Source organism: Janthinobacterium sp. Mn2066 (genome assembly GCF_049319705.1).
Lineage (GTDB): Bacteria > Pseudomonadota > Gammaproteobacteria > Burkholderiales > Burkholderiaceae_D > Janthinobacterium.
Genome location: NZ_JBMOUF010000011.1, coordinates 179,683 through 204,479, shown reverse-complemented (window position 1 = coordinate 204,479; position 24,797 = coordinate 179,683). Strand labels below are relative to the sequence as shown.

The following is a 24,797-nucleotide window of genomic DNA, read 5'->3' as shown; positions in this document are numbered from 1 at the left end:
ACCTTAGCCGCCCTGCTGTCCAGCTTGTTTTGCCTTGGCCTTGCGCTTGCGCTCTTCGCGCAGCAGCCACCACGTGATGCCGGCCACCATCAGGGCCAGCGCATACCAGGTAAACGCGTACACCAGATGGCTGTTATGGAAGGAAATCACGGTCAGGCCGCCAACGGGGGCGTCGGCTGCCGTTTCCTGATTCTTTTCAGCATCGACAAAATATGGCGCGACATTGGTCAGCATGTTCGAGGTGGCGATCGCCGCCACGTCGCGCGAATACCAGTGCTGGGTGGCAGGATTGTTTTCACGCAAAAAGCCCCCGCCCGTCTCGCTCAGGCGCAGCAAGCCGTTGACGGTGACGATGCCGGGCGGCGTGCTGGCGGCGATGCTTTCGCGCTTGGGCACGAAACCGCGGTTGATCAGCACGGTGCTGCCGTCTTGCAGGCGCAAAGGCGTCATCAGCCAGTAGCCGCTGCCGAGTTCCGTGGTGGCTTGCACCAGGGTATTGAATATGGGGAGATAGGTACCGGACAGCCGCACATGGCGGTATTCATCCGTTTGCTGCGTAACGCTGGCCCATGCTGCAGGTCCAGGTGCGTCCGTCGCGGGCGCATGTACGCGTTGGTCGACGCGCGCGATCAGGTCAAGCTTCCATTGCAGGCGCTTGACTTGCCAGGTGCCCAGGGCACAGAAACCGGCAAACAAGATCCCCGCCAGCACCAGCCATACATAACGCATGACTGTGCCGCGTGGGCCTGGCGCGGCATCTTGCGATGCGGCGCCAGGGGCGCGCCCGATACTGCCTGGGCGCGGTTGACTCATCATGGAGCCGATTGCATGTGCATGGCGTCAGGCATCATGCTAGGCATCATGTTGTGGTTCATGTGGTACATGACCCACAGCGAACCGGCCATGGCAATGACCACCACCATGATGGTGAAGACCAGTGCCATCATGTTCCAGCCGCCTTCCGACTTGGCGTTCATGTGCAGGAAGTACACCATGTGTACCACCACTTGCACTGCTGCAAACGCCAGCAGGACCAGGCCCATGGTGCCCGAATCGGTGATGACCTTGTTCATCACCAGCCAGAAAGGAATTGCCGTCAGGATCACCGAGAGGATGAAACCGATGCTGTAGCTTTTCAGGCTGCCATGATCGTGGTCGTCATGGTGGTGGCTGTCATGGTGGCCATGATCGCCGTGTGTGTGGTGCTCGCTCATGGCAGGACTCCCATCAAATAAACAAAGGTGAATACGCCGATCCAGATCACGTCCAGGAAGTGCCAGAACAGCGACAGGCACATCATGCGGCGGCCGTTTTCAGGCGTCAGGCCATGCTTTTTCAGCTGGAACATCAACGTCACCAGCCAGACGATACCGAACGTCACGTGCAAGCCGTGGGTCGCGACCAGGGCGAAGAACGAGGACAGGAACGCGCTGCGTTGCGGGCCTGCGCCTTCGTGGATCAGGTGATGGAACTCATACAGTTCCAGCGACAGGAAGGCCAGGCCGAACAGGCCGGTAATGGCCAGCCATACCAGGGTCGAGCCCAGTTTCTTGCGCTGCATGGCCAGCATGGCGAAGCCGTAGGTGATCGACGACAGCAGCAGCATGGCCGTGTTGACGGCTACCAGCGGCAGGTCGAACAGTGCGGCGCCGGTCGGACCGTCTGCATAGTTGCGGCCCAGTACGGCATAGACGGCAAACAGGCAGGCGAAGATCAGGCAATCGCTCATCAGGTAAAGCCAGAAACCCAGCAAGCTGCCGTTTTCCGGGTGGTGCTCGCGCACAAAGTAGCTGCGCGATGGTGCGGCGCCAGCGGCGCCGGTGTTATGGGCGATGGTATCAGACATGGCTGCTCAGCAATTTAGTGTAAGCGTCTTCGGTACGGGTAACTTCTTCCGCCGAAATATAGAAATCGCGATTGTAGTTAAAGGTATGGATGATGATGGCAGCCATCATGACCACGAAGCCGAGGCCGGCGACGAGCCACATTTGCCAGATCAAACCAAAACCAACCACGGCGCTCAGTGCGGCGATCACGAAACCAGCCCAGGTGTTCTTAGGCATGTGAATCTTCGTGAAACCGGACGTAGGACGCTGGTAACCGTGTTTTTTCATGTCGGTCCATGCATCGAGTTCGTGCACTTGCGGCGTGAAGGCGAAGTTGTAGTCTGGCGGTGGCGACGAGGTCGACCATTCCAGCGTACGGCCGCCCCATGGGTCGCCGGTCACGTCGCGCAGTGCTTCGCGGTTGCGGAAGCTGACATAGAACTGGATCAGCATCGAAGCGATACCCAGCGCGATCGAAACAGCGCCAAACCAGGCGATGATGGTCCACACTTGCAGCGATGGATCTTCAAAGTGGTTCATGCGGCGGGTCACGCCCATCAGGCCCAGTACGTACAGCGGCATGAAGGCCAGGTAGAAGCCGACGAACCAGAACCAGAACGAGCATTTGCCCCAGAACACGTTCAGCTTGAAGCCGAAGGCTTTCGGGAACCAGTAGTTGATGGCAGCAAATACACCGAACACCACGCCGCCGATAATCACGTTATGGAAGTGGGCGATCAGGAACAGGCTGTTGTGCAGCACGAAGTCGGCAGGTGGTACGGCCAGCAGCACGCCGGTCATGCCGCCGATGGTGAAGGTGACCATGAAGCCGATCGTCCACAGCATCGGCAGTTCGAAACGGATACGGCCGCGGTACATGGTAAACAGCCAGTTGAAGATCTTCGCGCCCGTCGGGATCGAGATAATCATGGTGGTGATACCAAAGAAGGAGTTGACGCTGGCGCCCGAACCCATGGTGAAGAAGTGATGCAGCCATACCAGGTAGGACAGGATCATGATCACGCAGGTTGCATACACCATCGACGCATAGCCGAACAGGCGTTTGCTGCTGAAGGTGGCAACGACTTCCGAGAACACGCCGAACAGTGGCAGGATCAGGATGTACACCTCTGGGTGGCCCCAGATCCAGATCAGGTTGACGTACATCATGGCGTTGCCGCCCAGTTCGGTGGTGAAGAAGTTAAAGCCGGCGATACGGTCCAGCGACAACATGGCCAGAACAGCGGTCAGCACCGGGAAAGCAGCAACGATCAGGATGTTGGTGCACAGGGCGGTCCAGGTGAATACTGGCATTTTCATCCAGGTCATGCCTGGCGCGCGGAACTTGACGATGGTGGCGATCAGGTTGACGCCAGATAATAGCGTCCCGACCCCGGCAATCTGCAAGGACCATATGTAATAGTCTACCCCCACATCCGGGCTGGCAGCGATGCCAGACAGTGGTGGATACGCCAGCCAGCCGGTACGGGCGAATTCGCCGACGAACAGCGAAGCCATCACCAGCACGGCGCCGAAGGTGGTCATCCAGAAGCTGAAGTTGTTCAGGAATGGGAAGGCCACGTCGCGTGCGCCGATCTGCATCGGCACGACATAGTTCATCAGGCCCGTTACGAACGGCATCGCCACGAAGAAGATCATGATCACGCCGTGGGCGGTGAAGATCTGGTCGTAGTGGTGCGGCGGCAGGAAGCCAGGGTTGTCGCCAAAGGCGATCGCCTGCTGGGTACGCATCATCAGCGCGTCGGCAAAGCCGCGCAGCAGCATGACCAGGCCCAGGATCATGTACATGATACCGATTTTTTTATGGTCGATACTGGTGATCCAGTCGCGCCACAGGGTACCCCAGACGCGGAAATACGTCATCGCTGCAAGCAGCGCGACGCCGCCCACTGCGACCATGGCAAAGGTCGCAAGCAGGATAGGTTCGTGAAATGGAATTGCATCCCAAGTCAGACGGCCGAATATAAGCTTCGTCAGATCAATATGGTCTAGCATTGTTACTCTCAGAGAAAAAAGGGAGGCGCCAGGCAAACGGCGCCAGTATCTGCAGCGCTAATACCATGCGCTGCCTGATTCATGCAGTTGTTACTTGGCTTGAACGCCCTTTTCAACGACTGCATCGCTAGCGACTACTGCCGTTACGGCCGCTACCGGGCTGTTTGCCACCGGCGCCTTGTAAGGCTCGACCGGCGTAACACACAGGGCGTCCGAAACGATGGTGCGGTTCAGGATAGCCTTGTACAAATCAGTCGGCACATTGCTGTAGCGGCGCACAGGTTCACGCTCGCTCGGCTTTTCCAATGCCAGGTAATCGTCGCGGTTCAGCGCGCCGCCACCGGCACGTGCCGTTTCCACCCATTTATCAAAGTCCGCGTCGCTCACGCCATGGAACTTGAAGCGCATGCCGGAGAAACCGGCGCCGCTGTAGTTCGACGAGAAGCCGTCATACACGCCCGGCTTGTTCATCACGGCATTCAACTTCGTTTCCATGCCCGGCATGGCGTAGATCTGACCGGCCAGTGCTGGAATGAAGAACGAGTTCATGACGGACGAAGCGGTGATCTTGAAGCGGATAGGACGGTCGATCGGCGCATACAGCTCATTGACCGAAGCGATACCTTGCTCAGGGTAAATGAACAGCCATTTCCAGTCCAGCGCCACGACTTCGACGATCATCGGCTTGGTGCTGGCCGGAATCGGGCGGTTGGCGTCAATACGGCTCAGGGGACGGTATGGATCGAGGGTGTGGGTGCTGATCCAGGTCAGCAGGCCCAGCACGATGATGATCAGCAGGGGCGCGCCCCAGATGATCAGCTCGAGGCGAGTCGAGTGGTCCCAGTCCGGCTCATATTTGGCCGCGGTGTTGTTTTTACGATAGCGCCATGCGAAAAGCAGGGTCAGGGCGATTACCGGAACGATAATCAACAGCATCAGCAATGTCGAGATGACAATGAGATTGCCTTGCTGAATAGCAATGTCACCGGACGGATTCAGTACCACTGTATTGCAACCAGCCAACAAAGTCAGGGGTAACAAAGCCAGTCCGTGACGAACTTTTAATGAAAACATACAGGAAAATCCAGTACAGGGGATGAAGATATGTTACTGTATTCTCACTGGAGCGCGTTGGCAATTGGACGTTTTGTCCACCCCCTGGCTCGGACTTTTACTCGGCAATAGCTAGTTTTTCAGCCACTACCGCTTGAATAGTCCACCTCCGGGCGTGAGACCCCCGGGGTTGTGAGCAAACGCGTTGGCCGAACTCGAAACTATATTGGAGACGATCATCATGTCCAGCACGCGCACACATAACGGGGACGTTCCTGCCGATTTTTCCCCACATTCCCTGCGCGACGCACGCGGGGCCGGTACCGAAGAGTCGCACATCGACCCCGGCGAAATTGCCGTCGGCGTCATCATCGGCCGCGCTTCAGAATACTTTGACTTCTTTGTCTACGCCATCGCCTCGGTACTGGTGTTTCCGCGCGTCTTCTTCCCGTTCGAAGAGCGCCTGGAAGGCACCTTGTACGCCTTTTTGATCTTTTCCTTCGCTTTCATCGCCCGCCCGTTCGGCACCGTGATCTTCATGGAGATCCAGCGCCGCATGGGCCGCAGCGCCAAGCTGACCATCGCCCTGTTCCTGCTGGGCGTGTCGACCGCCGGCATCGCCTTCCTGCCCACCTACGCCCATCTCGGCTTTGCCGCCATCATCTGGCTGTCCGTGCTGCGCATCGGCCAGGGCGTGGCGCTGGGCGGTTCCTGGGATGGCTTGCCGTCGTTATTGGCGCTGAACGCGCCAGCCAACAAGCGCGGCTGGTACGCCATGCTGGGCCAGCTGGGCGCGCCGGTCGGCTTCCTGCTCGCCGCCGGCCTGTTCCTGTATATGCTGGTGACACTGTCCGATGAAGAATTCCTCGACTGGGGCTGGCGCTACCCGTTCTACGTAGCCTTCGCCATCAACGTGGTGGCCCTGTTTGCCCGCTTGCGCCTGGTGTCGACCAATGAATATGCGCGCCTGCTCGACGAGCGCGAATTGCAGCCCGTCAGCGTGTTTGAAATGAGCCGCGGCCAGGGCCGCAACGTGCTGATCGGCGCACTGGCGGCACTGGCCAGCTACGCCCTGTTCCACCTGGTGACCGTCTTCCCGCTGTCGTGGATTTCCGTCTACCAGACGCGCTCGGCGCCCGACTTCCTGAAAATCCAGATGCTGGGCGCCGTGCTGGCCGCGATCGGCGTCGTGCTGTCGGGCTTGCTGGCGGACCGCTTCGGCCGCCGCACCACCCTGGGCGTGCTGGCCGTGCTGATCGCCATCTTCAGCGCCTTCGTGCCGACCCTGATGGGCGGCGGCAATAACGGACAGGATATCTTCATCCTGGTGGGCTTCAGCCTGCTGGGCTTGTCCTACGGCCAGGCAGCCGGCGCCGTGACGGCCAACTTCCCTGCCCGCTTCCGCTACACGGGCGCCGCATTGACCTCCGACCTGGCCTGGCTGGTGGGCGCCGGCTTCGCTCCGCTGGTGGCGCTGGGACTGTCGGCCAACTTCGGCCTGGCCTACGTCAGCTTCTACCTGCTGTCGGGCGCCGTCGCCTCGCTGGCCGCGCTGAGCCTGAACCGGGCGCTGGAAATACGCGACTGACATATATATAGCAGTCAGCTGTCAGGCCATCAAAGCGCCGGATTCGTCTGGCGCTTTTTCATTTCTATTTCTGATTGGAAATAATTCTTTTTGGAAACTTTTAGTGTTAAGATTAATGACGATTAATTAATCTTGATTATTCATGCGTTTCTCTACTCTTGCCAGCATCGGCTTGTTATCCCTCCTCCTGCCCCGCTTGTCTCATGCAGATGCGCCTGCCGACACAAAACCGATTACGGTAGAAGGCTATCAGATTGAATGGGCCTCGAAATATTACCCGGCTGAAGCCAAGGCCCGGCATGCGCAAGGCGAAACCAAAGTGCAGCAAAGTTTTATCAATGGCAACGCGGTCGGCGAAGCAAAATTGCTGCTGTCATCCAAAGCGCCGGAACTCGATGCCTGGGCCGTGGAATTCGTGCACGGGCTGAAACTCAAATCGAAGGGAACGGACGAGGCGCCCGAGGCCCTGACGTATATTTTCCCGGTGGACTTCGTGCGCGACACCACGCGCACCGTCGGCAGCAAGCCATGCTCGGAGATAAACGAAGACATCGCCTATTTTAAAAAAACCAATCCCGGCGCAGAGATCGGCGGACGCCCTTTCGATCATCTGGTGCTGGGCATGCTGGCGATGAACAGCATGGGCGGCCTGGGCAATACTGCGGCAAAATTGGGCAAGCTCGCCAAGTCCTTCAAGCTGGCCAACCCGGCCACCGCACTGGAGTGCGAACAACACCCGGAAGCCCTGTTCATCGAAGTACTGCAACAGCAGATGCGCAAATTTTCCTGAGCAGCCACCAGCCACGACGGGGGCCAGGCGTGCATGCGGACTGATTACTGTATCGCCAGCTGGCGCCCGCCTCGTCCACTTCATGCGGCAGCACGAAGCTGCGGTACTGCTGTCCATACTCGCGCTCGCTGCGCACGGTCTTGCCGCCGTGATCGCGGGTGACGCGTGCATCCTTGATATCGGCGCTGATGGACACGCGGTTGCCATCGATCGACACCTTGATGTCGTCCTTGTGCACGCCGGGTATATCGGCCTGGACCTGATACGCCTGTTCGGTTTCGGAAATATCGACGCGGATATGGGGCGCCGCCGTTTCGCGCAGGCGCAAGGCCGGCGCAAAGAAGTCGCGCATCAGTTCATCCATGTCGCTGAACGGGTCAAACCGCGACAATGGGCTGAAGCGGTCGCGGGGACTGAGTTGATTGGCCATGATGCCCTCCATGATGAAGCGGGGAACGGCAGGCCCGGCTTGCGCCAGGCTGCCATCGACAACATTCATGCTAGGCCGGGCGCTTGCCTGCCATTTGATGCAGCTCAAATCACGGCATCAGATGATACACATTGATAAACTTGCGCACGCCTTCCGGGTGCGTGGCTTTCCACGCCTCCAGCTCGGGCCGGTAGGCTTCCTTATATTGCAGCAGCAATAGCGCCGTTTCCAGCTGGCCGGCGTCGGCCAGCTTGCGCAAGGCAAGCAAGGCGGGATCCTGCAATGACAGCGACTCCTTGGCCTCCATCCTGGCGACACCGTCGAAAGCAGCTTGCCAGGCGGCCAGCTCGATCGCGAACGGCGTCAAGCCGCCTTCCTTTTTTTGCGCCTTGAGCTCGCCCGAGGCCTGCGACAATGCCAGCATCATCCAGAAGCCGTCATCGACGCGGCCGGCATGCTTGTCATCTGGCGCCTTGGGCTCCATCTCGACCTTGACGCCGCCCGTCTTGGGATCGATCCTGCCACGCGCCTTCACCTTCAGCCCCAGCGGGCTCAAGGCGACGCCATGGCCGCCCTGGAATTGCGCCATGCGCTGCCAGGCAGTGACCTGGTCCGGGTGCGCGCCAATGGCCGAGGCCAGCGCCAGTTCCATTTCCGGCCATTTCTGCTGCGCATGCAAAGCATCGGCAAGGAAACGCCAGGCCTGGTCGTGCAAGGGGGCCAGCTCTGCCGCCTTGCGGAACCGCGTCTCGGCCTCAGCCCATTGTTTCATGGAAAAATAACAATCGCCCGCATACAGCCACGCATCGGCATAATGGGGGTCGATGGCCACCGCCTGTTCGTATTTCTCCAGCGCCCCCTTGAAATCCTTCTTGCTGAATAACACCTCGCCCTGCAAGGCCAGCTCGCCAGCATTGCCCTGCGGCTGATAACGGGGACGTTCCGGGGCGGCGAGCCGGCGCGCAACCTCTTGCGCCAGCGGATCCTGCCCATCCATGGCGATCGCCCGCGCCACCAGGCTGCGGGCCGCTTCGCGGGCATCCTTGCGCTGCTCCGCGCTGATGCTGGGTTCGTCTGACAGCACATAGTAGAGCAGGCCCAGCGAGCTCACAGGGTGCGACGCCGTGGGATCGGCCTTGGCCGCCAGTTCAAATTGTTCGCGTGCTTCCTTCAATTTCCCCTGGGTGACCAGGGTCATTCCCTGCTGGGCCAGCGCCTGGCTTTGCTGGTTACCGAGTACCTCCGCTTGCGCACCCAATGAAACACCGCCGGCCAGCATGGCGCCGAAAATAATATGACGAAGCATAGACTCCCTATTCTGAAGTGATGGAAAAACGACAGCGGGCGTAGCATTACTGGCAACGCGCTTGTCATGTTAATGCCTGATGCGCTCCCGTGCATGAAAAATATTGCACTTCAGTTAAAATCCTTTCCACTATTCCCCCATTCCGGCCCCGATGAATACCAAGACGCCTATCGACACCTTCAGTTTCCGCCGCATCCTGGCCCGTAACGTCACCCTGCCCCTGGTGGTGGGCGTGGTCACGGCGCTGGTGTTTGTCGGCCTGATCGCCTACCTTTTGTCCTCGCTGCGTTCCGTCGAACATTCGGAACGGGTAATCGGCAACGCCAATGAAGTCATGAAACTGTCGGTCGACCTGGAAACGGGCATGCGCGGCTATCTGCTGACGGGTGATGAATCGTTCCTGGCGCCCTATAAGTCGGGCAAGGCCAAGATTGCCGTCGAAATGTCGACCCTGCTGGAACTGGTGGCCGACAGCCCGATGCAGATCGACCGCCTGCGCCGCATCCGCGCCTTGCAAGGCCAGTGGATGGACTATGCGGAGAGCGTGATCGCGCAGCGCCGCAACAACCAGGAATTCCTGGCCCGCGTGCGCCAGGGCGAAGGCAAGCTGGAATTCGATGAAATCCGCCGCGAATTTCTCAACTTCGTCACCATGGAACAGCGCTTGCGCCAGGAACGCAGCGACCAGGCCGAAAATGGCACGGCGCTGACCGTACTGGTATTCCTGATCCTGAGCCTGGGGCTGTCCGGCTTGCTGGCCTACCTGGGCCGGCGCGAATTGCTGCAGCTATCATCCATCTACAATGGGGCGCTGGAGCAGCGCGGCAAGGATAATGAGGTGCTGCAGGAACAGGCGTGGCTGCGCACGGGGCAGACGGAACTGGCGGAACATACGCGCGGCCAGCTGGCCCTGCCGCAACTGGGACGGCAAGTCCTCGATTTCCTGGCCCGGCGCCTGGAAGTTGCTGTCGCCACCCTGTATGTGGTCGATGACGACGGCAGCCTGCGCCGTACGGCCGTGTATGGTTTCACCGAGCAAGACGCGCGCGAAAAGCAGGTCTTCAAGCTGGGCGAAGGCCTGGTCGGTGAAACGGCGCGCGAAAAACGCCTCAAGCATATCCGCCAGGTGCCTGGTAACTATCTGACCGTCAATTCCAGCGTGGGCCATGGTGCGCCGCTGGAACTGGTGCTGTTGCCGGTGGACAATGAAGGCACCGTGAATGGCGTGATCGAGCTGGCCTTCACCCACACGGTCGTCCAGCGCGACCTGGAATTGCTGCGCCTGATCGCCGCCAATGTCGGCACGTCGGTGGAAGCGGCGCAATACCGCCAGCGCCTGCAAAATGTGCTGGAGGAAACCCAGCAACTGAATGAAGAGCTGGAAGTGCAGCAGGAAGAATTGCGCACGGCCAACGAAGAGCTGGGCGAACAGTCGCGCGTGCTGGAACAGTCGCAGGCGCACCTGGAAGCGCAAAAAGCCGCGCTGGAACACTCCAACGAGCAGCTGGCCGTGCAGGCACTGGCGCTGGACCAGAAAAACATGGCCATCGGTGAAGCGCACGCGCAACTGGAGGCGCGCGCCGAGGAGTTGCAAAAAGCCAGCCGCTACAAGTCTGAATTCCTGGCCAATATGTCGCACGAGCTGCGCACCCCGCTGAACAGCTCCTTGATCCTGTCAAAACTGCTGGCCGACAATAGCGGCGGCAACCTGACGCCCGAGCAAGTCACGTTCGCGCACACCATCTATTCGGCCGGCAACGATTTGCTCACCCTGATTAACGACATCCTCGACATTTCCAAGGTCGAGGCCGGCAAGCTGGAACTGGTGCCCGAATCCGTTCCGTTCGAAGAATTATTAAGCGGCATGAAGATGCTGTTCGGCCCGCAAGCGCAGCAAAAACACCTGGAATTCATCGTGCAAGTGGCGCCCGATGCGCCGCCTGCTCTGGTCAGCGACCGCCAGCGCCTGGAACAAATCCTCAAGAACCTGCTGTCGAACGCCATCAAATTCACCGATGCCGGCACCGTTACCTTGCACGCCGGGGTGGATGAGGCCGGCAATGCGCGCTTCCAGGTGCAGGATTCCGGCATTGGCATCGCCAGCGACCAGCAGCAGCGCATCTTCGACGCCTTCCACCAGGCCGATGGCACCACCAGCCGCCGTTATGGCGGCACGGGCCTGGGCCTGTCGATTTCGCGCGACCTGGCGGCCTTGCTGGGCGGCAGCATCGAACTGGCCAGCACGCCCGGCCAGGGCAGCACGTTTAGCCTGATCTTGCCGCTTGCATGGCAAGCGGCGCCAGCCCCGGCGCCACGCAAACAGGTCTCTATCGTTGAGTCTTCTTTACCGGCAGCGGCACCGGTATCCGCGCCCCTCCCCGCCAAGTCCGTGCCCTTGCCCACTTTCAAGGATGACCGCGACCAGGCGCCTGCCGCCAAGACTGGCCAGCGCTCGGTGCTGGTGATCGAGGATGAGCCGGCCTTTGCCGGCATCCTGTTCGACCTGGCGCATGAAATGCATTACCGCTGCCTGGTGGCGCACGGCGCCGACGAAGGCTTGCGCCTGGCCCTGGAGTTCTTGCCTGACGCCATCCTGCTCGATATCGGTTTGCCGGACCGGCCGGGCTTGCTGGTGTTGCAGATGCTCAAGGAAAACCCGCTGACCCGCCATATTCCCGTCCACATCGTGTCCGGCAATGACCAGGTGCAAGCTGCCATGCAGCTGGGCGCGATCGGCTACGCGACAAAACCGCGCACGCGCGACCAGTTGAAGGATGTCTTCCTCAAGCTGGAAGCCAAGTTCACGCAAAAGATGAAACGCATCCTGCTGGTGGAAGACGATGAACGCCAGCGCGAAAGCGTGGTGCGCCTGATCAGCGACGACGACGTCGATATCACGGCCGTGGCGCTGGGCGAAGAAGCGCTGGCCCTGCTGAAAACCCAGACCTTCGATTGCATGATCATCGACTTGAAACTGCCCGATATCCAGGGTAACGAGTTGCTCGAACGTATGGAACACGAAGAACTGTGCTCGTTCCCGCCCGTCATCGTCTATACGGGGCGCAACCTGAGCCGCGAAGAAGAAGCCGACCTGATGAAGTATTCGCGCTCCATCATCATCAAGGGCGCCCGCTCGCCCGAGCGCCTGCTGGACGAAGTGACCTTGTTCCTGCACAAGGTGGAATCGGAACTGTCGAGCGAACGGCAAGGCATGCTGCAGCAGGTGCGCAGCCGCGAGCGCGTATTCGAAGGGCGCAAGATCCTGCTGGTGGACGACGACGTGCGCAACATCTTTGCCCTGACCAATGCGCTGGAGCAAAAAGGCGTGCTGGTGGAAATCGGCCGCAATGGCTTCGAGGCCATCGGCAAGCTCAATAGCGTGGACGATATCGACCTGGTGCTGATGGACGTGATGATGCCCGGCATGGATGGCCTGGAAGCGACGCGCCAGATCCGCGCCGATGGCCACTTCAACAAGCTGCCCATCATCGCCATCACGGCCAAGGCCATGAAAAATGACCAGGAAGAATGCCTGCAGGCGGGCGCTTCCGATTACCTGGCCAAGCCTATCGACCTCGACCGCCTGTATTCGCTGCTGCGCGTGTGGATGCCGAAAATGGAACGCATGTGACGCAGACGCCGCCCGCCCACGCAGGACGCCATGCGGCGCGCAATACGGAGCGCCACGCGGTGCGTTATACCGATGCCCAGCTGCAATCGTTGATGGAAGCGCTGTACCAGCGCTATAGCTACGATTTTCGCGACTACGCCTTGCCCTCGCAGCGGCGCCGCCTGAACCACGCGCTGGAGCGTTTCCAGTGCGACAGCCTGGACGCGCTGCAGCAGGCCGTGCTGGACGATGCGGTGGCGTTTGGGCAGCTGCTGCAGATCTTGACCGTGCCGGTGACGCAAATGTTCCGCGACCCCGGCTTTTTCCTGGCCTTGCGCCAGCAGATAGTGCCGGTGCTCAAGACCTACCCCTCGCCCAGGATCTGGGTGGCCGGCTGCTGTACCGGCGAGGAAGCGCTGTCGCTGGCCATCGTGCTGCACGAGGAAGGCGTGCTGGAACGCAGCCTGATCTACGCCACCGACATCAATCCGCAGGCGCTGGAAAAAGCGGCAACAGGCGTGTACTCCATCTTGCGCATGCAACAGGCCGGCAGCGATTACCTGGCGGCGGGCGGCACGGGCCGGCTGGAAGACTATTACACGGTCGAGCACGCGACGGTGCGTTTCGACGCCCGCCTGCTGGAACAGATCAATTACGCTGACCACAGCCTGGCGACGGACAGCGTTTTTGCGGAAACGCAACTGGTCTGCTGCCGTAACGTCTTGATCTACTTTAACAAAACCTTGCAGGACCGGGCACTGGGCCTGTTTCACGAATCGCTGTGCCACCGGGGCTTCCTGGGACTGGGCAGCCGCGAAGTACCGCATTTTTCCAGTGTTGCCGACGATTTCGAGGCGCTGCCGGAAACAAAGAAGCTGTACCGCAAGCGCGCCAGGAAATATGCATCAGGAGTACGCCATGACACATGACAGCAGCACCAAATTATTGATCGTTGACGATCTGCCTGAAAACCTGCGCGCGCTGAACGCCCTGATCCGCGAACACGATCGCAGCATCTATCAAGCCTCGTCGGGCGAAGAAGCGCTGGCCTTGTTGCTGGAACATGATTTCGCGCTTGCCATCCTCGACGTGCAAATGCCGGAGATGGATGGTTTTGAGCTGGCGCAATTGATGCGCGGCACGGAAAAGACGCGCCACATCCCCATCGTCTTCGTCACGGCGGCCGGCAAGGAAATGAATTTTTCTTTCCAGGGCTATGAAAGCGGCGCCGTCGATTTCCTGCACAAGCCGCTCGACATCAATGCCGTGCAAAGCAAGGTCAACGTCTTCGTGGCCCTGTACCAGCAGCGCATGGAAACACGGCGCCAGGTGCTGGCGCTCGAAGAAAGCCGCCGCCAGCAGGAAGCGCTGCTGCAGGAATTGCGCACTACCCAGGCCGAACTGCAGCGCTCCTTGCGCATGCGCGACGAATTCATGTCGATGGTGGCGCACGAACTGCGCACGCCATTGAATACCCTGTTCCTGGAAACGCAGATGCGCACCCTGAACCTGGAACGCGACAACCTGTCCGCGTTTGCGCCGGACAAGCTGCAAAAAATGGTCGAGCGCGACGGGCGCCAGATCCGCAGCATGGTGCGCCTGATCGACGACATGCTCGATGTGTCGCGCATCAGCAGCGGCAAGCTGTCGATACGCCGCGAAGCGGTCGATTTGAGCGCCCTGGTGCGGCGCCTGGCCGATGATTTGTCGCCATATGCGGCCTCGACGGGCAGCACACTGCAGGTACACACCCTGGAGCATATTACCGGTTACTGGGACGCCTTCCGCGTCGAGCAGATCGTCGTCAACCTGATCAGCAACGCCTTGCGCTATGGCGAAGGAAAACCCGTGGGCATCAGCCTGGCGGCCACGCAAAACAGCGCAGTCATCGAAGTGCGCGACCAGGGCATCGGCATCAGCGGCAAGGACCAGGAACGCATCTTCGACGCCTTCGAACGGGTGGTGCAGCATGACCGCAGCGGCGGCCTGGGACTGGGACTGTTCATCACCAAGCAACTGGTCGACGCCCACGGCGGCGCCATTACCCTGCAAAGCCAGCCCGGCCATGGCGCGCTGTTCAGCGTCACCCTGCCGCTGGCGGGAAGCTGAGGCCAGCATGAGCGAGATCAACAAAGCAAACGCCGCCGCCTTCCTGCTGCAACTGGAGCGCCGCTTGCGCCCGCTGCACGACATGCACGACATCCTTGCCTTGTCGGCGCAAATGCTGGGCCAGCGCCTGGGCGCGCAGCAGGTCAGCTGTTTCGAGGTCGAGCCGAAGCAGGCTGGCCTCACGGTGCAGCATGCCTGGAGCGACGGCCAGGCGCCAGGCGCCGTGGGCGACCATTTGCTGGGAGATGCGTTAAGAGCGGAACTGGCGGCCGCCCATCCCGTCGCCATCAGCAACGTGGCCCATGATGCCCGCACGGCCACGCCGGCAGCCCAGGCAGCATTCGTCCGCCTGTCCGTGCAAGCCCTGCTGTACGTGCCCATCACCAGGGAGGGACGGCTGGCCGCGCTGGTCGCCATCCACAGCCGCACGGCGCGGCTGTGGCACGCGGACGAAATCGAACTGGCCGTGCATGTGTCGGAACGGGCCTGGTCCACCATCCTGCGGGCACAGGTCGAAACCAGGCTGCGCGCGCTGAGCGCCGACATGGAACGCCTGCTGGCAGAGCGCACGCATGCCTTCGGCCGCACCTGGCAAGTCAGTCCCGACCTGCTGGGCGTGCTCAACCTGGACGGCTATTTCGAGCATTCGAATCCCGCCTGGCACGCCACCCTGGGCTGGAGCGAGGACGAAATCCGCAGCACGCGCTTCCTGGAATTGATCCATCCCGACGACCTGCAGCGCACCCTGGCAACCTGGACAGCGGCAAAACAGGGCCAGCCCGCATTGCGTTTTGAGAACCGCTACCGCCACAAGCTGGGAGGATGGCGCTGGCTGTCGTGGGTGGCCGTGCCCGAAGGCGACAAGATCTATTGCAGCGCCCGCGATATCAGCCTGGAGAAAAAACGCGAAACGGAACTACAGCAAGCGCAACAGCAGCAAGCCACGCTCGCCTTGCAAGGCAGCGTGGCGCACGACTTCAGCGAAGTGCTGCAGACGATTGCCGACAAGCTGCAAGTGCTGCAAGCAAACGTGGCCAACGATCCGCAAGCGGCGCTGCAGCTGGCCGCCTGCCTCGCCGCCGTCGAACGGGGCGGCGCACTGGCGGCGCAGTTGCTGGCTGGTCAAACCGACGCTTAGATCAGCCTGCCGGCGCCGCGCGCCTGCGTTTCAGCACGGTCGCCAGTTCATCCAGGCTGTACGGTTTTTGCAGGAAATGCGCCTGCTGGTCCTGCGCCAGGCTGGCGCCCCAGTCGTGGCCCGAGGCGAACACCACGTCCAGGTGCGGCCAGCCGGCGCGGGCGTGGCGGGCCAGTTCCGCGCCGGACATGCCGGGCAGGCTGATGTCGGTCACCAGGATATCGAGTCCCGGCAAGGCCAGCAGCGGCAAGGCTTCCTCGGCGCTGCGCACGCCGTGCACGGTATGGCCGAGGATGTTGAGCATTTCCGTGCTCATCACGCGCGCATCGTCGTTATCTTCCACCAGCAGCACGCGCCGGCCCGACGGGTCGGGTGCGCCCGGCAGGCGGCGGTCGGCCAGCAGATGGCGCACCGTGCGCGCCAGGTCTTCGCGCCGGTAAGGCTTGCTCAGCAACTCCACGCTGGGCGCCAGGCGGCCATCCTGCATGATGACGTTGTGCGTGTAGCCCGAGGTAAACAACACGGCCAGCTCGGGCAGCAGCTGCCGGGCCTGGCGCGCCAGCTCGGTACTGCCCACGGGACCGGGCATGACCACGTCGGTAAACAGCAGGTCGACGCTGACGCCGCCGCGCAAGATCGTCAGGGCGGTGGCGCCGTCGCCCGCATGCAGCACTTCATAACCGAGGCCGCGCAGCATGTCGACCACCGTGTTGCGCACGGCGGCGTCGTCTTCCACCACCAGAATGGTTTCACCGCCGCCCAGCACGGGGCCAGCCAGCCCGGGCGGCGGTTCGGCCAGGCGCTCCAGCGAGCGCGGCAGGTAAATCTTGAAGGTGGTGCCGGCGCCGGGCGCGCTGTCGACCTTGATGTGGCCGGCGCTCTGGCGTATAAAACCATAGGCCATGCTCAAGCCCAGGCCGGTGCCGTCGCCCTCTTTCTTGGTAGTAAAGAACGGTTCGAAAATCTGGTCGATCACGTCGCGCTCCATGCCATGGCCCGTGTCGGTAATACTGAGCAAGACATACTGGCCTGGCAGCACATCGGCCTGCAGGCGGGCATACGCCGCATCGAGCGTGATATTGCTCAAGGCAAAGGTGATCCGCCCGCCATCTTCCATCGCATCGCGCGCATTGATCGCCATGTTCAGCAGCACGTTTTCCATCTGGTTCGGATCGACCAGGGTGTGCCACAGGCCATCGCTGATAAACGTTTCTTCGACGATTTGCTCGCCCAGCGCGCGCCGTATCAGTTCGTGCATGCGGCGCAGCAAGCGTCCCAGGTCCGTTACCAGCGGCCGCAAGGGCTGGCGGCGGGCAAAGGCCAGCAATTGCGACGACAGCTTGGCGCCCCGCTCGACGGCGGCCGCGGCCGACGCCAGCCGCTGCGCCGCCTGCGAGTTATCGGCCAGGGTCAGTTTCAGCAGTTGCAGATTACCCGAGATAATTTGCAGCACGTTATTGAAATCGTGCGCCACGCCGCCCGTCAGCTTGCCGATCGATTCCAGCTTTTGCGCCTGCAGCAAGGCTTGCTCGCTGCGCACCAGCGCCAGCCGGGCGTCGCGCTCATCGGTCACGTCGCGGCCGATCGCATGCACCAGGTTTTGCGCCGGCACCGCCGTCCACGAAATCCAGCGGTAGCTGCCATCGCGGCGCCGGTAACGGTTTTCCATGCGCAAGGTGGCGCCGCAGCGGGCCATGCGCGCCAGGTCGTCCAGCGCCGCGCTGCGGTCGTCGGGATGCACCAGGCTGATGAAATCCATGCCCAGCGACTCGATCTCGGGCCGTTCCAGGATGCCCGTCCAGGCCGGATTGACAGCGATGATCTTGCCGCGCATGTCGGCCACCAGCATGATGTCGGTCGACAAGCGCCACATGCGGTCGCGGTCGGCCGTGCGGTTGGCCATTTCCTCTTCCAGCGAGGAATTCAGGTAGGCCATCTTTTCCAGCAGATTCTTTTGTTCCTGCACGTCCGTGTTGGTGCCCACCCAGCGCAGCACGAGACCTTGCTCGTCGAACAGGGGCATGGCGCGCGCCAGAAACCAGCGGTAGACGCCATCGCTGGCACAACGCATGCGGAATTCATTTTCATACGCGCTGGCATTACTCACGGCCAGCCGCCAGCTATCCTTGGCGGCCTGGCGGTCATCGGGATGCACGCAGTCGCGCAAGCCGCCCTCGACCAGCGCCTGCAGCGACAGCCCCGTGTATTCGCAGACGCGCTCATTGACCCAGTACGTGTTGCCCTGGCTACAGGCCAGCCAGGCCTGGTTGGGCATGGCCGAGGCCAGCGAGCGAAATTGCGCTTCCCGGTCCAGCAAGGCATGGCGCGCATGCCAGTGATCGTCGATGTCTTCGGTGGAGCCATACCACTTCATGGGCAGTCCCGCCTCGTCGCGCCGGCAATAGGCGCGCGCCCTGACCCAGCGGTAGCGCCCGCCGCGCCGCTGCACGCGCAATTCCACGTCGCACGGCTGGCCGCTGGCCACCGCCTCGCGCCAGGCAGCCTCGGTGCGGGCCAGGTCTTCCGGGTGGACGGCGTCGCGCCAGTCATCGCCCAGGCCTGGGTTGCCCGTCCATTCGCGCCAGCGCTGCGCCACGTAATCGAGCTGGCCTTCCCGGTCGGCCGTCCACAGCACCTGGGCATTGAGTTCGATGGCGTACTGAAAATGTTCGCGGCTGGCGTGCAGGGTCGCTTCCAGCTCGCTGCGTTCGATTACGTGGGCCACGATGCGCGCCGCCACCAGCAGCCATTCGGTCTCGTCTTGCGTGGGATGGCCGGGTGCCTGGAACAGCAGTCCCAGCACGCCCAGGATGTGGCCCCTGGCGCTGAACACGGGGGCGACCCAGCAGCCGCGATAGCCGTGCAGCAACGCTTCCTTGCGGCCCAGGCTCCAGCCTTGTTCGCGCGCAATATCGCCGCAATATACGGGCGCGCCGGAAAACGCCGCCACGCCGAATGGCGACAGGGGCGACGGCGGCGTATCTTGCTGCAGGCTATGGCAAAGGTCGTGCGGCAGGCTGGGGGCGGACAAGCCACTGATGCGGTCGGCCTCGTCGATCGTGACGACACAGCCGTGCATGGTTTCCTCCGACTGGCCTTGCAGCGCCAGCAACAGGTGTTCCAGCACATGGACCAGGCTGACGCCTGCTGCAATGCTTCCCAGGGCGCCATGCTCGGCATCCAGCAGTTTGATGATGTTGTTTGCGTGCACCTTATCGATAAGCTATGTCACTGATGCCCGGAATATACCATGGTGTAAGGCTATCAAGACAGAAAAGCATAACGGTGTTTTCTATCGGGCCGCCATTGCCAGCATCGCCGGCAAGCGTTGTTGCAGTAGCGCCAGCAAGGCACGCGTCTTGTGCGCCAGGTGGCGATGGCTGGGATAACAGGCCACCACGTCCAGCGGCATGGCTTCCAGATCCAGTGTGACATGCACCAGATTGCCCTGCGCCAGCTCGGTTTCGCAGGCGGCGCGGGCCAGCAGCGCATAGCCTATCCCTGCCAGCGCCGCGCTGCCCGCCATCTCCCCGCTATCGACCCGGTAACGGGCCTGCACGTGCGCATGCAGTGGCCGGCCATCGCCAGCACGAAATTGCCAGGCCCTGCCGTGCAAGGCAGCCCGCGTGGTAATACAGGGCAAGCCTGCCAGCTGGCTCACCGTCTGCGGCAAGCCATGCCGTTCGATGAGTGACGGCGCGGCAACCACAATGCAGGGAAAGGACAATAAAGTTTGCTGGATCAATGCGCTGTCGGGTGGCAAGCCGCGCTGGAACACGATCGCCAGGTCCACGTCGTCGCGCACCGGTTCGCTGCCCGTCATCGTGGTCTGGCATTCGATTTCCAGCAAAGGATGCTGGGCCGCAAACTCGGCGACCAGGGGACCGATCGTGCGCGTGCCGAATTCCCCAGGCAGACTGAGCTTTAACACGCCGCGCAGGGTAGCGTGCTGGTCCTGCAACTCGGCTTCCAGCGACAATAAATCATCCATCAGCGGCCGCGCCCGCGCCTGCAGCAGCCGTCCCTGCCCCGTCATGCGCAATTGCCGCGTGGTCCGTTCCAGCAGCCGCGATCCAAGTTGCGCTTCCAGCTGGGCAATATGGCGGCTGATGTTCGAGGTCGGCAAGCCCATGCTGCGCGCCGCGCCGGCAAAACTGCCTGCGTCCACGACCGCCAGGAAATAGCGTAAATGATTCAGATCGATGGTATTCGTCATCGTGATTATCCCGATATTGCAAAGATGCATGCCAATTATCCCCCATTCCGCCATTTGTAACGCTGATCTACCATGCCTGTCCTTGATCAACTGGGAGTAAACATGCATATCCTGATACTGGGCGCTGGCATCGCGGGCGCCGCCTGCGCCTTGACCCTGCAGCGCCAGGGCCACCGGATTACCGTACTGGAGCGCCAGCAGGTGCCGGACACCATGGGCGGCGGCGTGGTGCTGTGGCCGAACGCCAGCCGGGTGCTGGAGCAGATGGGTTTATTGGCGGCGGTGGCCGCCAAGGGGGGCACACCGGTGCAGATGCGCTGGCTCGATCGCCATGGCGAGTTATTGAACGCGCTCGATATCGGCCAGCTCGACCATGCCATGGGCCAGGCCAGCCATGCCATCTTGCGGCGCGACCTGCAAGCCATTTTGCTGGACCAGCTGCAAGAACTGGGGGTGGAGGTGCAATATGGCCGGCAAGTGGTCTCGCTGTCTCACGCTGCGGACCAGCAAGCACGGGTGCACTTGCTTGATGGCCAGGTGCTGCAGGCAGACCTGATCCTGGGCGCCGAAGGCCGCATGCGCTCAAGCGCGCGCCAGTTCGTGCTCGGTGCCGACCACCCGCCCCGCTATCAGGGCTTTCTCAACTGGGTAGGGATAACACAAATACCCGCCGACCAGCCGCCCTTGTTCGATGCGATGGCCATCCACGATTACTGGGGCCAGGGCTTGCGCTTTGGTATCGTGCCCGTGTCTTCGCACAGCTTTTATTGGGCAGGCGCACAAACGGCGCTCACTCCCCCGCAATCGGCCCCGCCCGATCTGCAAACCCATCTGCTTGACCTGTTCGGCGGGTGGCCCGATCCCGTGCGCAGGGTCGTCCAGCATAGCCAGCCGCAAGCCATCCGCCAGATCGCCATTCATGACCACGATCCGCTTGATTGCTGGCACCGCAGCAATGTCTTGCTGATCGGTGACGCCGCCCATGCCGCCCTGCCCACCTCGGGCCAGGGCGCCTGCCAGGCGCTGGAAGACGCGTATCACCTGGCGCAGTGCTTGCAAGACAATGATTTGCAGACAGCCTTGCCGGCGTTCACGGCCCGCCGGCTGGCCAAGACACGCCAGATCACCTTGCAGGCGCGCGCCGCGGCGCAAGCCCTGCTCAACACAGATGAACACGCCTGCCGGCAGCGCGACGAACGGGCGCGCCACGCCGATACCCGGCACATCGTGGCAGAGATGGCGCGCGGCTGGGGCAGTGACTTGCCGCTCTCCGCATAGGCATAAGCCTGTGCTACAGTGTTGTTATTACTTCCAGACAACATGAATACGCCCATGCAGCACTCCCTGATCGCCGCCGCCCTGCTCGCTTCCATCCACGGCGCCGTCGCCGCACCCTTGAGTCTCGATGACTATCTGTCGCTGCATGGCCCCGAGCCGACGGTGCAGATTGCCTATGGCGCGGCGCCCTCGCAATACGCGCAGCTATTCCGCCCGACTGGCGCGGGACCATTCCCCGTCGTGGTGCTGGTGCATGGCGGCTGCTGGACAGTGGAGTTCGGCGGCATCAGGCAGATGCACAACGTGGCGGGCGCGCTGGCTGCGCAAGGCATTGCCGTGTGGAATGTGGAGTATCGTCGCGTCGATGAAGCGGGCGGCGGTTATCCCGGCACCTACCAGGACATGCATGCGGCGCTCGACAGCCTGCAAAGCCACGCGGCGCAATATCAGCTCGACACCAGCCGCATCGTGGCCATGGGCCATTCGGCCGGCGGGCAACTGGTGCAATGGATCGCCGGCCGCGCCAAGCTGCCCAAGACCAGTCCCCTGTACCGTGACAACTTCCTGCCCGTCACTAACATCATCAGCCTGGGCGGCCTGGCCGACCTGCGCCATGAAAAAGATTTGATACGGAGTAGCTGCGACCGCGAAATGGCGCAACTGGCCGGCAGCGCCAGCAGCGAGCGGCCCGACATCTACAGCGACACCAACGCAGCCGACCTGATGCCCAACGGCAGCCGCACCGTGCTGGCTACCGGGGAACTGGACACCATCTCCCCGCCCAGAGTCGCGCACGACTATGCGGCCAAGGCCACACTGGCCGGCGACCATGCGGAAGTGCTGATCTTGCCCGGCGCCAGCCATTACGATGAAATCGCCGCCACCTCGCATGCGTGGAAGATGATACTGCCGGTGATTCGCCAGATGCTGGGCATGGAGGCCGGGGAGACTCGCCCATGAGGGAGCTGAAGTTCAATATCTTTGGCTCATTGATTGCCGTGCGCGGCGCCCCCGGCGCATGGTCCGCCTTTTATTTCGGCGCCGAAGGCAAGCGCCGCCCGGCCGACTTCATCGTGCCCGGCAACCTGGCGGAAGAGGAACTGTGCGAATATCTGGCCGACCTGTTCCATGAAGACGCCACACCGCGCAATCATTCAGCAAAACAATTGTCATGAAACAAGCCATCGTCTTCATGCTGCTGGCCGCCAGCTCCACCCTGGCGCATGCCGGAAACGCACAGCAACTGGAAACCGGCTTGATCCACGCGCTGCAACTGAAACCCGGCACAAGCGAGCGCAGCGGCTATTCAGGCAAGGCCATCCAGGCCTATAAGCAAGCTGGCCTGGTCGGCAAGAAGCCCAACCAGCGCTTTGACTACACCGATTACTATCTGGTGGCCAAGGGCGCCAGCTTCCTGGGCCATGACTTGGTGCTGATCGAAGAAGAATACATCAGCCAATACATAGGCTGCTGCGTCAGCCCCGGCGCCGGCGTCACGGTGAAGGTCAATGGCAGCACGAAAAACCTGGCAGCCTTCGCCGAGGCCAATCGCTGCACCCTGACAGATCCGGTCGATCTCAACCATGCATTACGCGACGTCGCCATCCAGGCCAGGTTTCCCAACGCGCACTATGCATCGCTCAGTTGCAGGGAACGCGATGCCAACTTCTAGCAATATGGAAATTGATTTCAAAGACAAATCAGAAAACTGGCAATACGACAAGCTCATCACTATTGGTGGCGAGAAAGAAGGCGGAGAAATCGTCGCTAGCATTGCGATTACCGATCAAAAGGGTTTTGGGACGAGGGTAAATGTGCTTGCAAGTGCAGGGAACCCATGTTCTCAAGATCTTCGCTGCGTTGATGGTGTGGTTTATATAGGCTGTGGCGCCTATTTATTTGTTATCGATACAAGGGATCAAGCAATTGCCCGTTACCTTCTGGACGGCTACTTTGGGAAAATGTACGAAGCCAGTGACATTGATGATCCAGACCCGAAATTTTCCATACTCGCCACTTCTGCCTCTGAAGTGCTGGCTTTTTCAAAAACTGGTGAGCTACTTTGGAAACAGTCGCCCCTTGGCGTAGACGGTATCGTTCTGCATCGTATCAGCGATGGACACCTCATCGGATCCGGAGAGTGGGATCCACCTGGCGGCTGGTTGAAATTCGTTCTAAACCTGGCTTCCGGCGCGCTCATATAGAAGAAAGCGCTTCATTCCGGCAGACTGCCCGGTGCCGGCGGCGCATGTCCAGACGTTGCCTTGGATCGAGCCCCGTTGAACATCCCTCGCCGTGAATGCACAAACGCTCCTGACAGAAACTGACAAAGGCCTGCCCTAGACTGAAGTTCCTTTTCTTTCATTGGAACCCAGCATGAAATTCGCATCCATTCGTCTTGTCACCGAGCAGTTCGAGCCTATTCTCGCCTTCTACAAAAATCTCTCCGGCATCGACCCTGTGCGGCTGGCCGACGGCTTTGCCGAAGTGCGCTTTGACGGCGCCGTGCTGGCGATCTCCGCCCAGCAACTGGTGGCCCGCTTCAACGCCGGCGCAGCCATCGCGGCCGCCAACCGCTCGGCCATCCTGGAATTTGAAGTCGCCGACGTACCAGCTGTCCAGGACCGGCTGCAACATGACAAGGTCGACATCGTCATGCCAACAACACGCATGCCCTGGGGTAACATGTCACTGCTGGTACGTGACCCGGACGGCAATCTGGTGAACATCTTTTCAAAGCCTGCCGGCTAATCAGCAGCTCGAATAGTCCGCCAACCACCAGTACCCGCATAGGCCCAAGGCACCAGCAAGGGCTCCTTGGGCCCAGCGGACCTGAAAAATGTTCAGGGCAAGGCGCGCGGGCGCAGACAGTACGCATGTACGGCAAGCCCAATTAGGGTCTGGGGAGATTCCTGGCAAGGATTCATGTAAGCTCAATGCGCCTACAAAAAAAACCATGTACAGACAAGGGGGGATGCGTTCAATGTTGAGATCACTCATTCGAAACTACAAGAATGCTGGCGTATGTGTAAACATTACGCTTTGCGTCCAATCATCAACGGACGAGAAGCGGTTTCCACCACTATTTGTTCAAGGTGGAACTGGCTTGGAAATTCATAACCTAGCATCTGTCGGTCATCGGGAGTTGCTTCGCCAAGCAATGAACAGCGTATTACCATGTCGCCCCAGTGAACGATTTGAAAACATTGCCTGGAAAGTGGCGGCATTGTCTATCGTGGACTTACTGCCACAGCTTCGCCGACAATCGGCGGCACAGGTCGGATTCGTTATCCCATATACTTGCTTCATCGCCGAGTACCTTTCTCGTACCTATTTGGCATCGGAAGAACGCGATGTTTGCATATCTTCAAATGGTGACGTTTTCATTAACTCGATCGCGGGTCTACAAACAAGCTCTCGAACACTTGGCAATTACA

General features: G+C 61.0%; 21 protein-coding genes. 12 read left to right on the top strand and 9 right to left on the bottom strand.

All coding sequences use genetic code 11. The features are described from left to right. Positions 1 to 3: 3 nt before the first annotated feature. The 5 genes from ACL9RI_RS21635 to cyoA all read right to left on the bottom strand — a co-directional run bounded on the left by ACL9RI_RS21635 (position 4) and on the right by cyoA (position 4,916). Complete coding sequence (locus ACL9RI_RS21635) at positions 4 to 816, bottom strand: SURF1 family protein (RefSeq protein ID WP_422728556.1); 813 nt, start codon at positions 814 to 816, stop codon at positions 4 to 6. After that, entirely contained in the window at positions 813 to 1,214 is a 402-nt protein-coding gene (gene cyoD / locus ACL9RI_RS21630; RefSeq protein WP_422728555.1) for a cytochrome o ubiquinol oxidase subunit IV, read from the bottom strand. The genes ACL9RI_RS21635 and cyoD overlap by 4 nt, the downstream gene beginning before the upstream one ends. Next, the gene (gene cyoC / locus ACL9RI_RS21625; protein WP_422728554.1) at positions 1,211 to 1,846 is read right to left on the bottom strand and encodes a cytochrome o ubiquinol oxidase subunit III; all 636 of its coding nucleotides are present in this window, start codon (positions 1,844 to 1,846) and stop codon (positions 1,211 to 1,213) included. The genes cyoD and cyoC overlap by 4 nt, the downstream gene beginning before the upstream one ends. Beyond that, on the bottom strand, positions 1,839 to 3,842 hold the full coding sequence (gene cyoB / locus ACL9RI_RS21620; protein ID WP_422728553.1) for a cytochrome o ubiquinol oxidase subunit I: 2,004 nt from the start codon (positions 3,840 to 3,842) through the stop codon (positions 1,839 to 1,841). Before cyoB ends, cyoC begins: the two co-directional genes overlap by 8 nt. A 90-nt stretch (positions 3,843 to 3,932) precedes the next feature. Beyond that, complete coding sequence (cyoA, locus tag ACL9RI_RS21615; RefSeq protein WP_422728552.1) at positions 3,933 to 4,916, bottom strand: ubiquinol oxidase subunit II; 984 nt, start codon at positions 4,914 to 4,916, stop codon at positions 3,933 to 3,935. 220 nt (positions 4,917 to 5,136) lie between these two features. Here cyoA and ACL9RI_RS21610 point away from each other — a divergent pair, with 220 nt between their 5' ends. Together ACL9RI_RS21610 and ACL9RI_RS21605 are read left to right on the top strand one after the other, a co-directional pair. After that, a complete protein-coding gene (locus ACL9RI_RS21610) occupies positions 5,137 to 6,483 on the top strand; it encodes an MFS transporter (RefSeq protein ID WP_422728551.1) in 1,347 nt (448 codons plus the stop codon). 142 nt (positions 6,484 to 6,625) lie between these two features. Further along, positions 6,626 to 7,273 (top strand): energy transducer TonB, encoded by a 648-nt coding sequence (locus tag ACL9RI_RS21605; RefSeq protein ID WP_422728550.1) that lies wholly within the window; start codon positions 6,626 to 6,628, stop codon positions 7,271 to 7,273. Here ACL9RI_RS21605 and ACL9RI_RS21600 read toward each other — a convergent pair. Beyond that, positions 7,233 to 7,772 carry an Hsp20/alpha crystallin family protein gene (locus tag ACL9RI_RS21600; RefSeq protein ID WP_422728549.1) on the bottom strand — a complete coding sequence of 180 codons (540 nt, stop codon included), beginning with the start codon at positions 7,770 to 7,772 and terminating at the stop codon, positions 7,233 to 7,235. The genes ACL9RI_RS21605 and ACL9RI_RS21600 overlap by 41 nt on opposite strands. Positions 7,773 to 7,812: 40 nt before the next feature. Next, positions 7,813 to 9,009 carry a tetratricopeptide repeat protein gene (locus tag ACL9RI_RS21595; protein WP_422728548.1) on the bottom strand — a complete coding sequence of 399 codons (1,197 nt, stop codon included), beginning with the start codon at positions 9,007 to 9,009 and terminating at the stop codon, positions 7,813 to 7,815. A gap of 151 nt (positions 9,010 to 9,160) precedes the next feature. Between ACL9RI_RS21595 and ACL9RI_RS21590 the strand changes: the two genes are divergently transcribed. From ACL9RI_RS21590 to ACL9RI_RS21575, 4 genes are read left to right on the top strand one after another with little or no spacing between them, the layout of a single operon-like run. Then, positions 9,161 to 12,640: a response regulator gene (locus ACL9RI_RS21590; RefSeq protein WP_422728547.1), complete on the top strand. Its 3,480-nt coding sequence runs from the start codon at positions 9,161 to 9,163 to the stop codon at positions 12,638 to 12,640. Next, positions 12,637 to 13,548, top strand: a complete 912-nt coding sequence (locus ACL9RI_RS21585) for a CheR family methyltransferase (protein WP_422728546.1) — start codon at positions 12,637 to 12,639, stop codon at positions 13,546 to 13,548. Before ACL9RI_RS21590 ends, ACL9RI_RS21585 begins: the two co-directional genes overlap by 4 nt. Beyond that, complete coding sequence (locus tag ACL9RI_RS21580; protein WP_422728545.1) at positions 13,538 to 14,728, top strand: hybrid sensor histidine kinase/response regulator; 1,191 nt, start codon at positions 13,538 to 13,540, stop codon at positions 14,726 to 14,728. Before ACL9RI_RS21585 ends, ACL9RI_RS21580 begins: the two co-directional genes overlap by 11 nt. Positions 14,729 to 14,735: 7 nt before the next feature. Then, positions 14,736 to 15,866: a PAS domain-containing protein gene (locus ACL9RI_RS21575; RefSeq protein ID WP_422728544.1), complete on the top strand. Its 1,131-nt coding sequence runs from the start codon at positions 14,736 to 14,738 to the stop codon at positions 15,864 to 15,866. A 1-nt stretch (position 15,867) separates the two neighbouring features. On the opposite strand, the gene ACL9RI_RS21570 is transcribed toward ACL9RI_RS21575, so the two are convergent. Both ACL9RI_RS21570 and ACL9RI_RS21565 read right to left on the bottom strand, forming a co-directional pair. Beyond that, on the bottom strand, positions 15,868 to 19,077 hold the full coding sequence (locus ACL9RI_RS21570) for a PAS domain-containing protein (protein WP_422728543.1): 3,210 nt from the start codon (positions 19,075 to 19,077) through the stop codon (positions 15,868 to 15,870). An 81-nt stretch (positions 19,078 to 19,158) separates the two neighbouring features. After that, a complete protein-coding gene (locus ACL9RI_RS21565) occupies positions 19,159 to 20,082 on the bottom strand; it encodes a LysR family transcriptional regulator (protein WP_422728542.1) in 924 nt (307 codons plus the stop codon). 102 nt (positions 20,083 to 20,184) lie between these two features. Here ACL9RI_RS21565 and ACL9RI_RS21560 point away from each other — a divergent pair, with 102 nt between their 5' ends. The 6 genes from ACL9RI_RS21560 (at position 20,185) to ACL9RI_RS21535 (ending at position 24,111) form a co-directional block, all read left to right on the top strand. Next, the gene (locus tag ACL9RI_RS21560) at positions 20,185 to 21,360 is read left to right on the top strand and encodes an FAD-dependent oxidoreductase (protein WP_422728541.1); all 1,176 of its coding nucleotides are present in this window, start codon (positions 20,185 to 20,187) and stop codon (positions 21,358 to 21,360) included. A gap of 54 nt (positions 21,361 to 21,414) precedes the next feature. Beyond that, the gene (locus ACL9RI_RS21555; protein WP_422728540.1) at positions 21,415 to 22,320 is read left to right on the top strand and encodes an alpha/beta hydrolase; all 906 of its coding nucleotides are present in this window, start codon (positions 21,415 to 21,417) and stop codon (positions 22,318 to 22,320) included. After that, a complete protein-coding gene (locus ACL9RI_RS21550; protein WP_422728539.1) occupies positions 22,317 to 22,535 on the top strand; it encodes a DUF7661 family protein in 219 nt (72 codons plus the stop codon). The genes ACL9RI_RS21555 and ACL9RI_RS21550 overlap by 4 nt, the downstream gene beginning before the upstream one ends. Next, entirely contained in the window at positions 22,532 to 23,032 is a 501-nt protein-coding gene (locus tag ACL9RI_RS21545; RefSeq protein ID WP_422728538.1) for a hypothetical protein, read from the top strand. The genes ACL9RI_RS21550 and ACL9RI_RS21545 overlap by 4 nt, the downstream gene beginning before the upstream one ends. Continuing rightward, positions 23,019 to 23,564 carry a hypothetical protein gene (locus ACL9RI_RS21540; protein WP_422728537.1) on the top strand — a complete coding sequence of 182 codons (546 nt, stop codon included), beginning with the start codon at positions 23,019 to 23,021 and terminating at the stop codon, positions 23,562 to 23,564. The genes ACL9RI_RS21545 and ACL9RI_RS21540 overlap by 14 nt, the downstream gene beginning before the upstream one ends. A 172-nt stretch (positions 23,565 to 23,736) precedes the next feature. Further along, positions 23,737 to 24,111, top strand: a complete 375-nt coding sequence (locus tag ACL9RI_RS21535) for a VOC family protein (protein WP_422728536.1) — start codon at positions 23,737 to 23,739, stop codon at positions 24,109 to 24,111. Positions 24,112 to 24,797 lie beyond the last annotated feature (686 nt).

Bases quoted from the DNA above. Each gene is read 5' to 3' on its own strand.
- ACL9RI_RS21635 (WP_422728556.1), bottom strand. From the start codon at position 816: ATGATGAGTCAACCGCGCCCAGGCAGTATCGGGCGCGCCCCTGGCGCC.
- cyoD (WP_422728555.1), bottom strand. From the start codon at position 1,214: ATGAGCGAGCACCACACACACGGCGATCATGGCCACCATGACAGCCAC.
- cyoC (WP_422728554.1), bottom strand. From the start codon at position 1,846: ATGTCTGATACCATCGCCCATAACACCGGCGCCGCTGGCGCCGCACCA.
- cyoB (WP_422728553.1), bottom strand. From the start codon at position 3,842: ATGCTAGACCATATTGATCTGACGAAGCTTATATTCGGCCGTCTGACT.
- cyoA (WP_422728552.1), bottom strand. From the start codon at position 4,916: ATGTTTTCATTAAAAGTTCGTCACGGACTGGCTTTGTTACCCCTGACT.
- ACL9RI_RS21610 (WP_422728551.1), top strand. From the start codon at position 5,137: ATGTCCAGCACGCGCACACATAACGGGGACGTTCCTGCCGATTTTTCC.
- ACL9RI_RS21605 (WP_422728550.1), top strand. From the start codon at position 6,626: ATGCGTTTCTCTACTCTTGCCAGCATCGGCTTGTTATCCCTCCTCCTG.
- ACL9RI_RS21600 (WP_422728549.1), bottom strand. From the start codon at position 7,772: ATGAATGTTGTCGATGGCAGCCTGGCGCAAGCCGGGCCTGCCGTTCCC.
- ACL9RI_RS21595 (WP_422728548.1), bottom strand. From the start codon at position 9,009: ATGCTTCGTCATATTATTTTCGGCGCCATGCTGGCCGGCGGTGTTTCA.
- ACL9RI_RS21590 (WP_422728547.1), top strand. From the start codon at position 9,161: ATGAATACCAAGACGCCTATCGACACCTTCAGTTTCCGCCGCATCCTG.
- ACL9RI_RS21580 (WP_422728545.1), top strand. From the start codon at position 13,538: ATGACACATGACAGCAGCACCAAATTATTGATCGTTGACGATCTGCCT.
- ACL9RI_RS21575 (WP_422728544.1), top strand. From the start codon at position 14,736: ATGAGCGAGATCAACAAAGCAAACGCCGCCGCCTTCCTGCTGCAACTG.
- ACL9RI_RS21565 (WP_422728542.1), bottom strand. From the start codon at position 20,082: ATGACGAATACCATCGATCTGAATCATTTACGCTATTTCCTGGCGGTC.
- ACL9RI_RS21560 (WP_422728541.1), top strand. From the start codon at position 20,185: ATGCATATCCTGATACTGGGCGCTGGCATCGCGGGCGCCGCCTGCGCC.
- ACL9RI_RS21555 (WP_422728540.1), top strand. From the start codon at position 21,415: ATGCAGCACTCCCTGATCGCCGCCGCCCTGCTCGCTTCCATCCACGGC.
- ACL9RI_RS21550 (WP_422728539.1), top strand. From the start codon at position 22,317: ATGAGGGAGCTGAAGTTCAATATCTTTGGCTCATTGATTGCCGTGCGC.
- ACL9RI_RS21545 (WP_422728538.1), top strand. From the start codon at position 22,532: ATGAAACAAGCCATCGTCTTCATGCTGCTGGCCGCCAGCTCCACCCTG.
- ACL9RI_RS21540 (WP_422728537.1), top strand. From the start codon at position 23,019: ATGCCAACTTCTAGCAATATGGAAATTGATTTCAAAGACAAATCAGAA.
- ACL9RI_RS21535 (WP_422728536.1), top strand. From the start codon at position 23,737: ATGAAATTCGCATCCATTCGTCTTGTCACCGAGCAGTTCGAGCCTATT.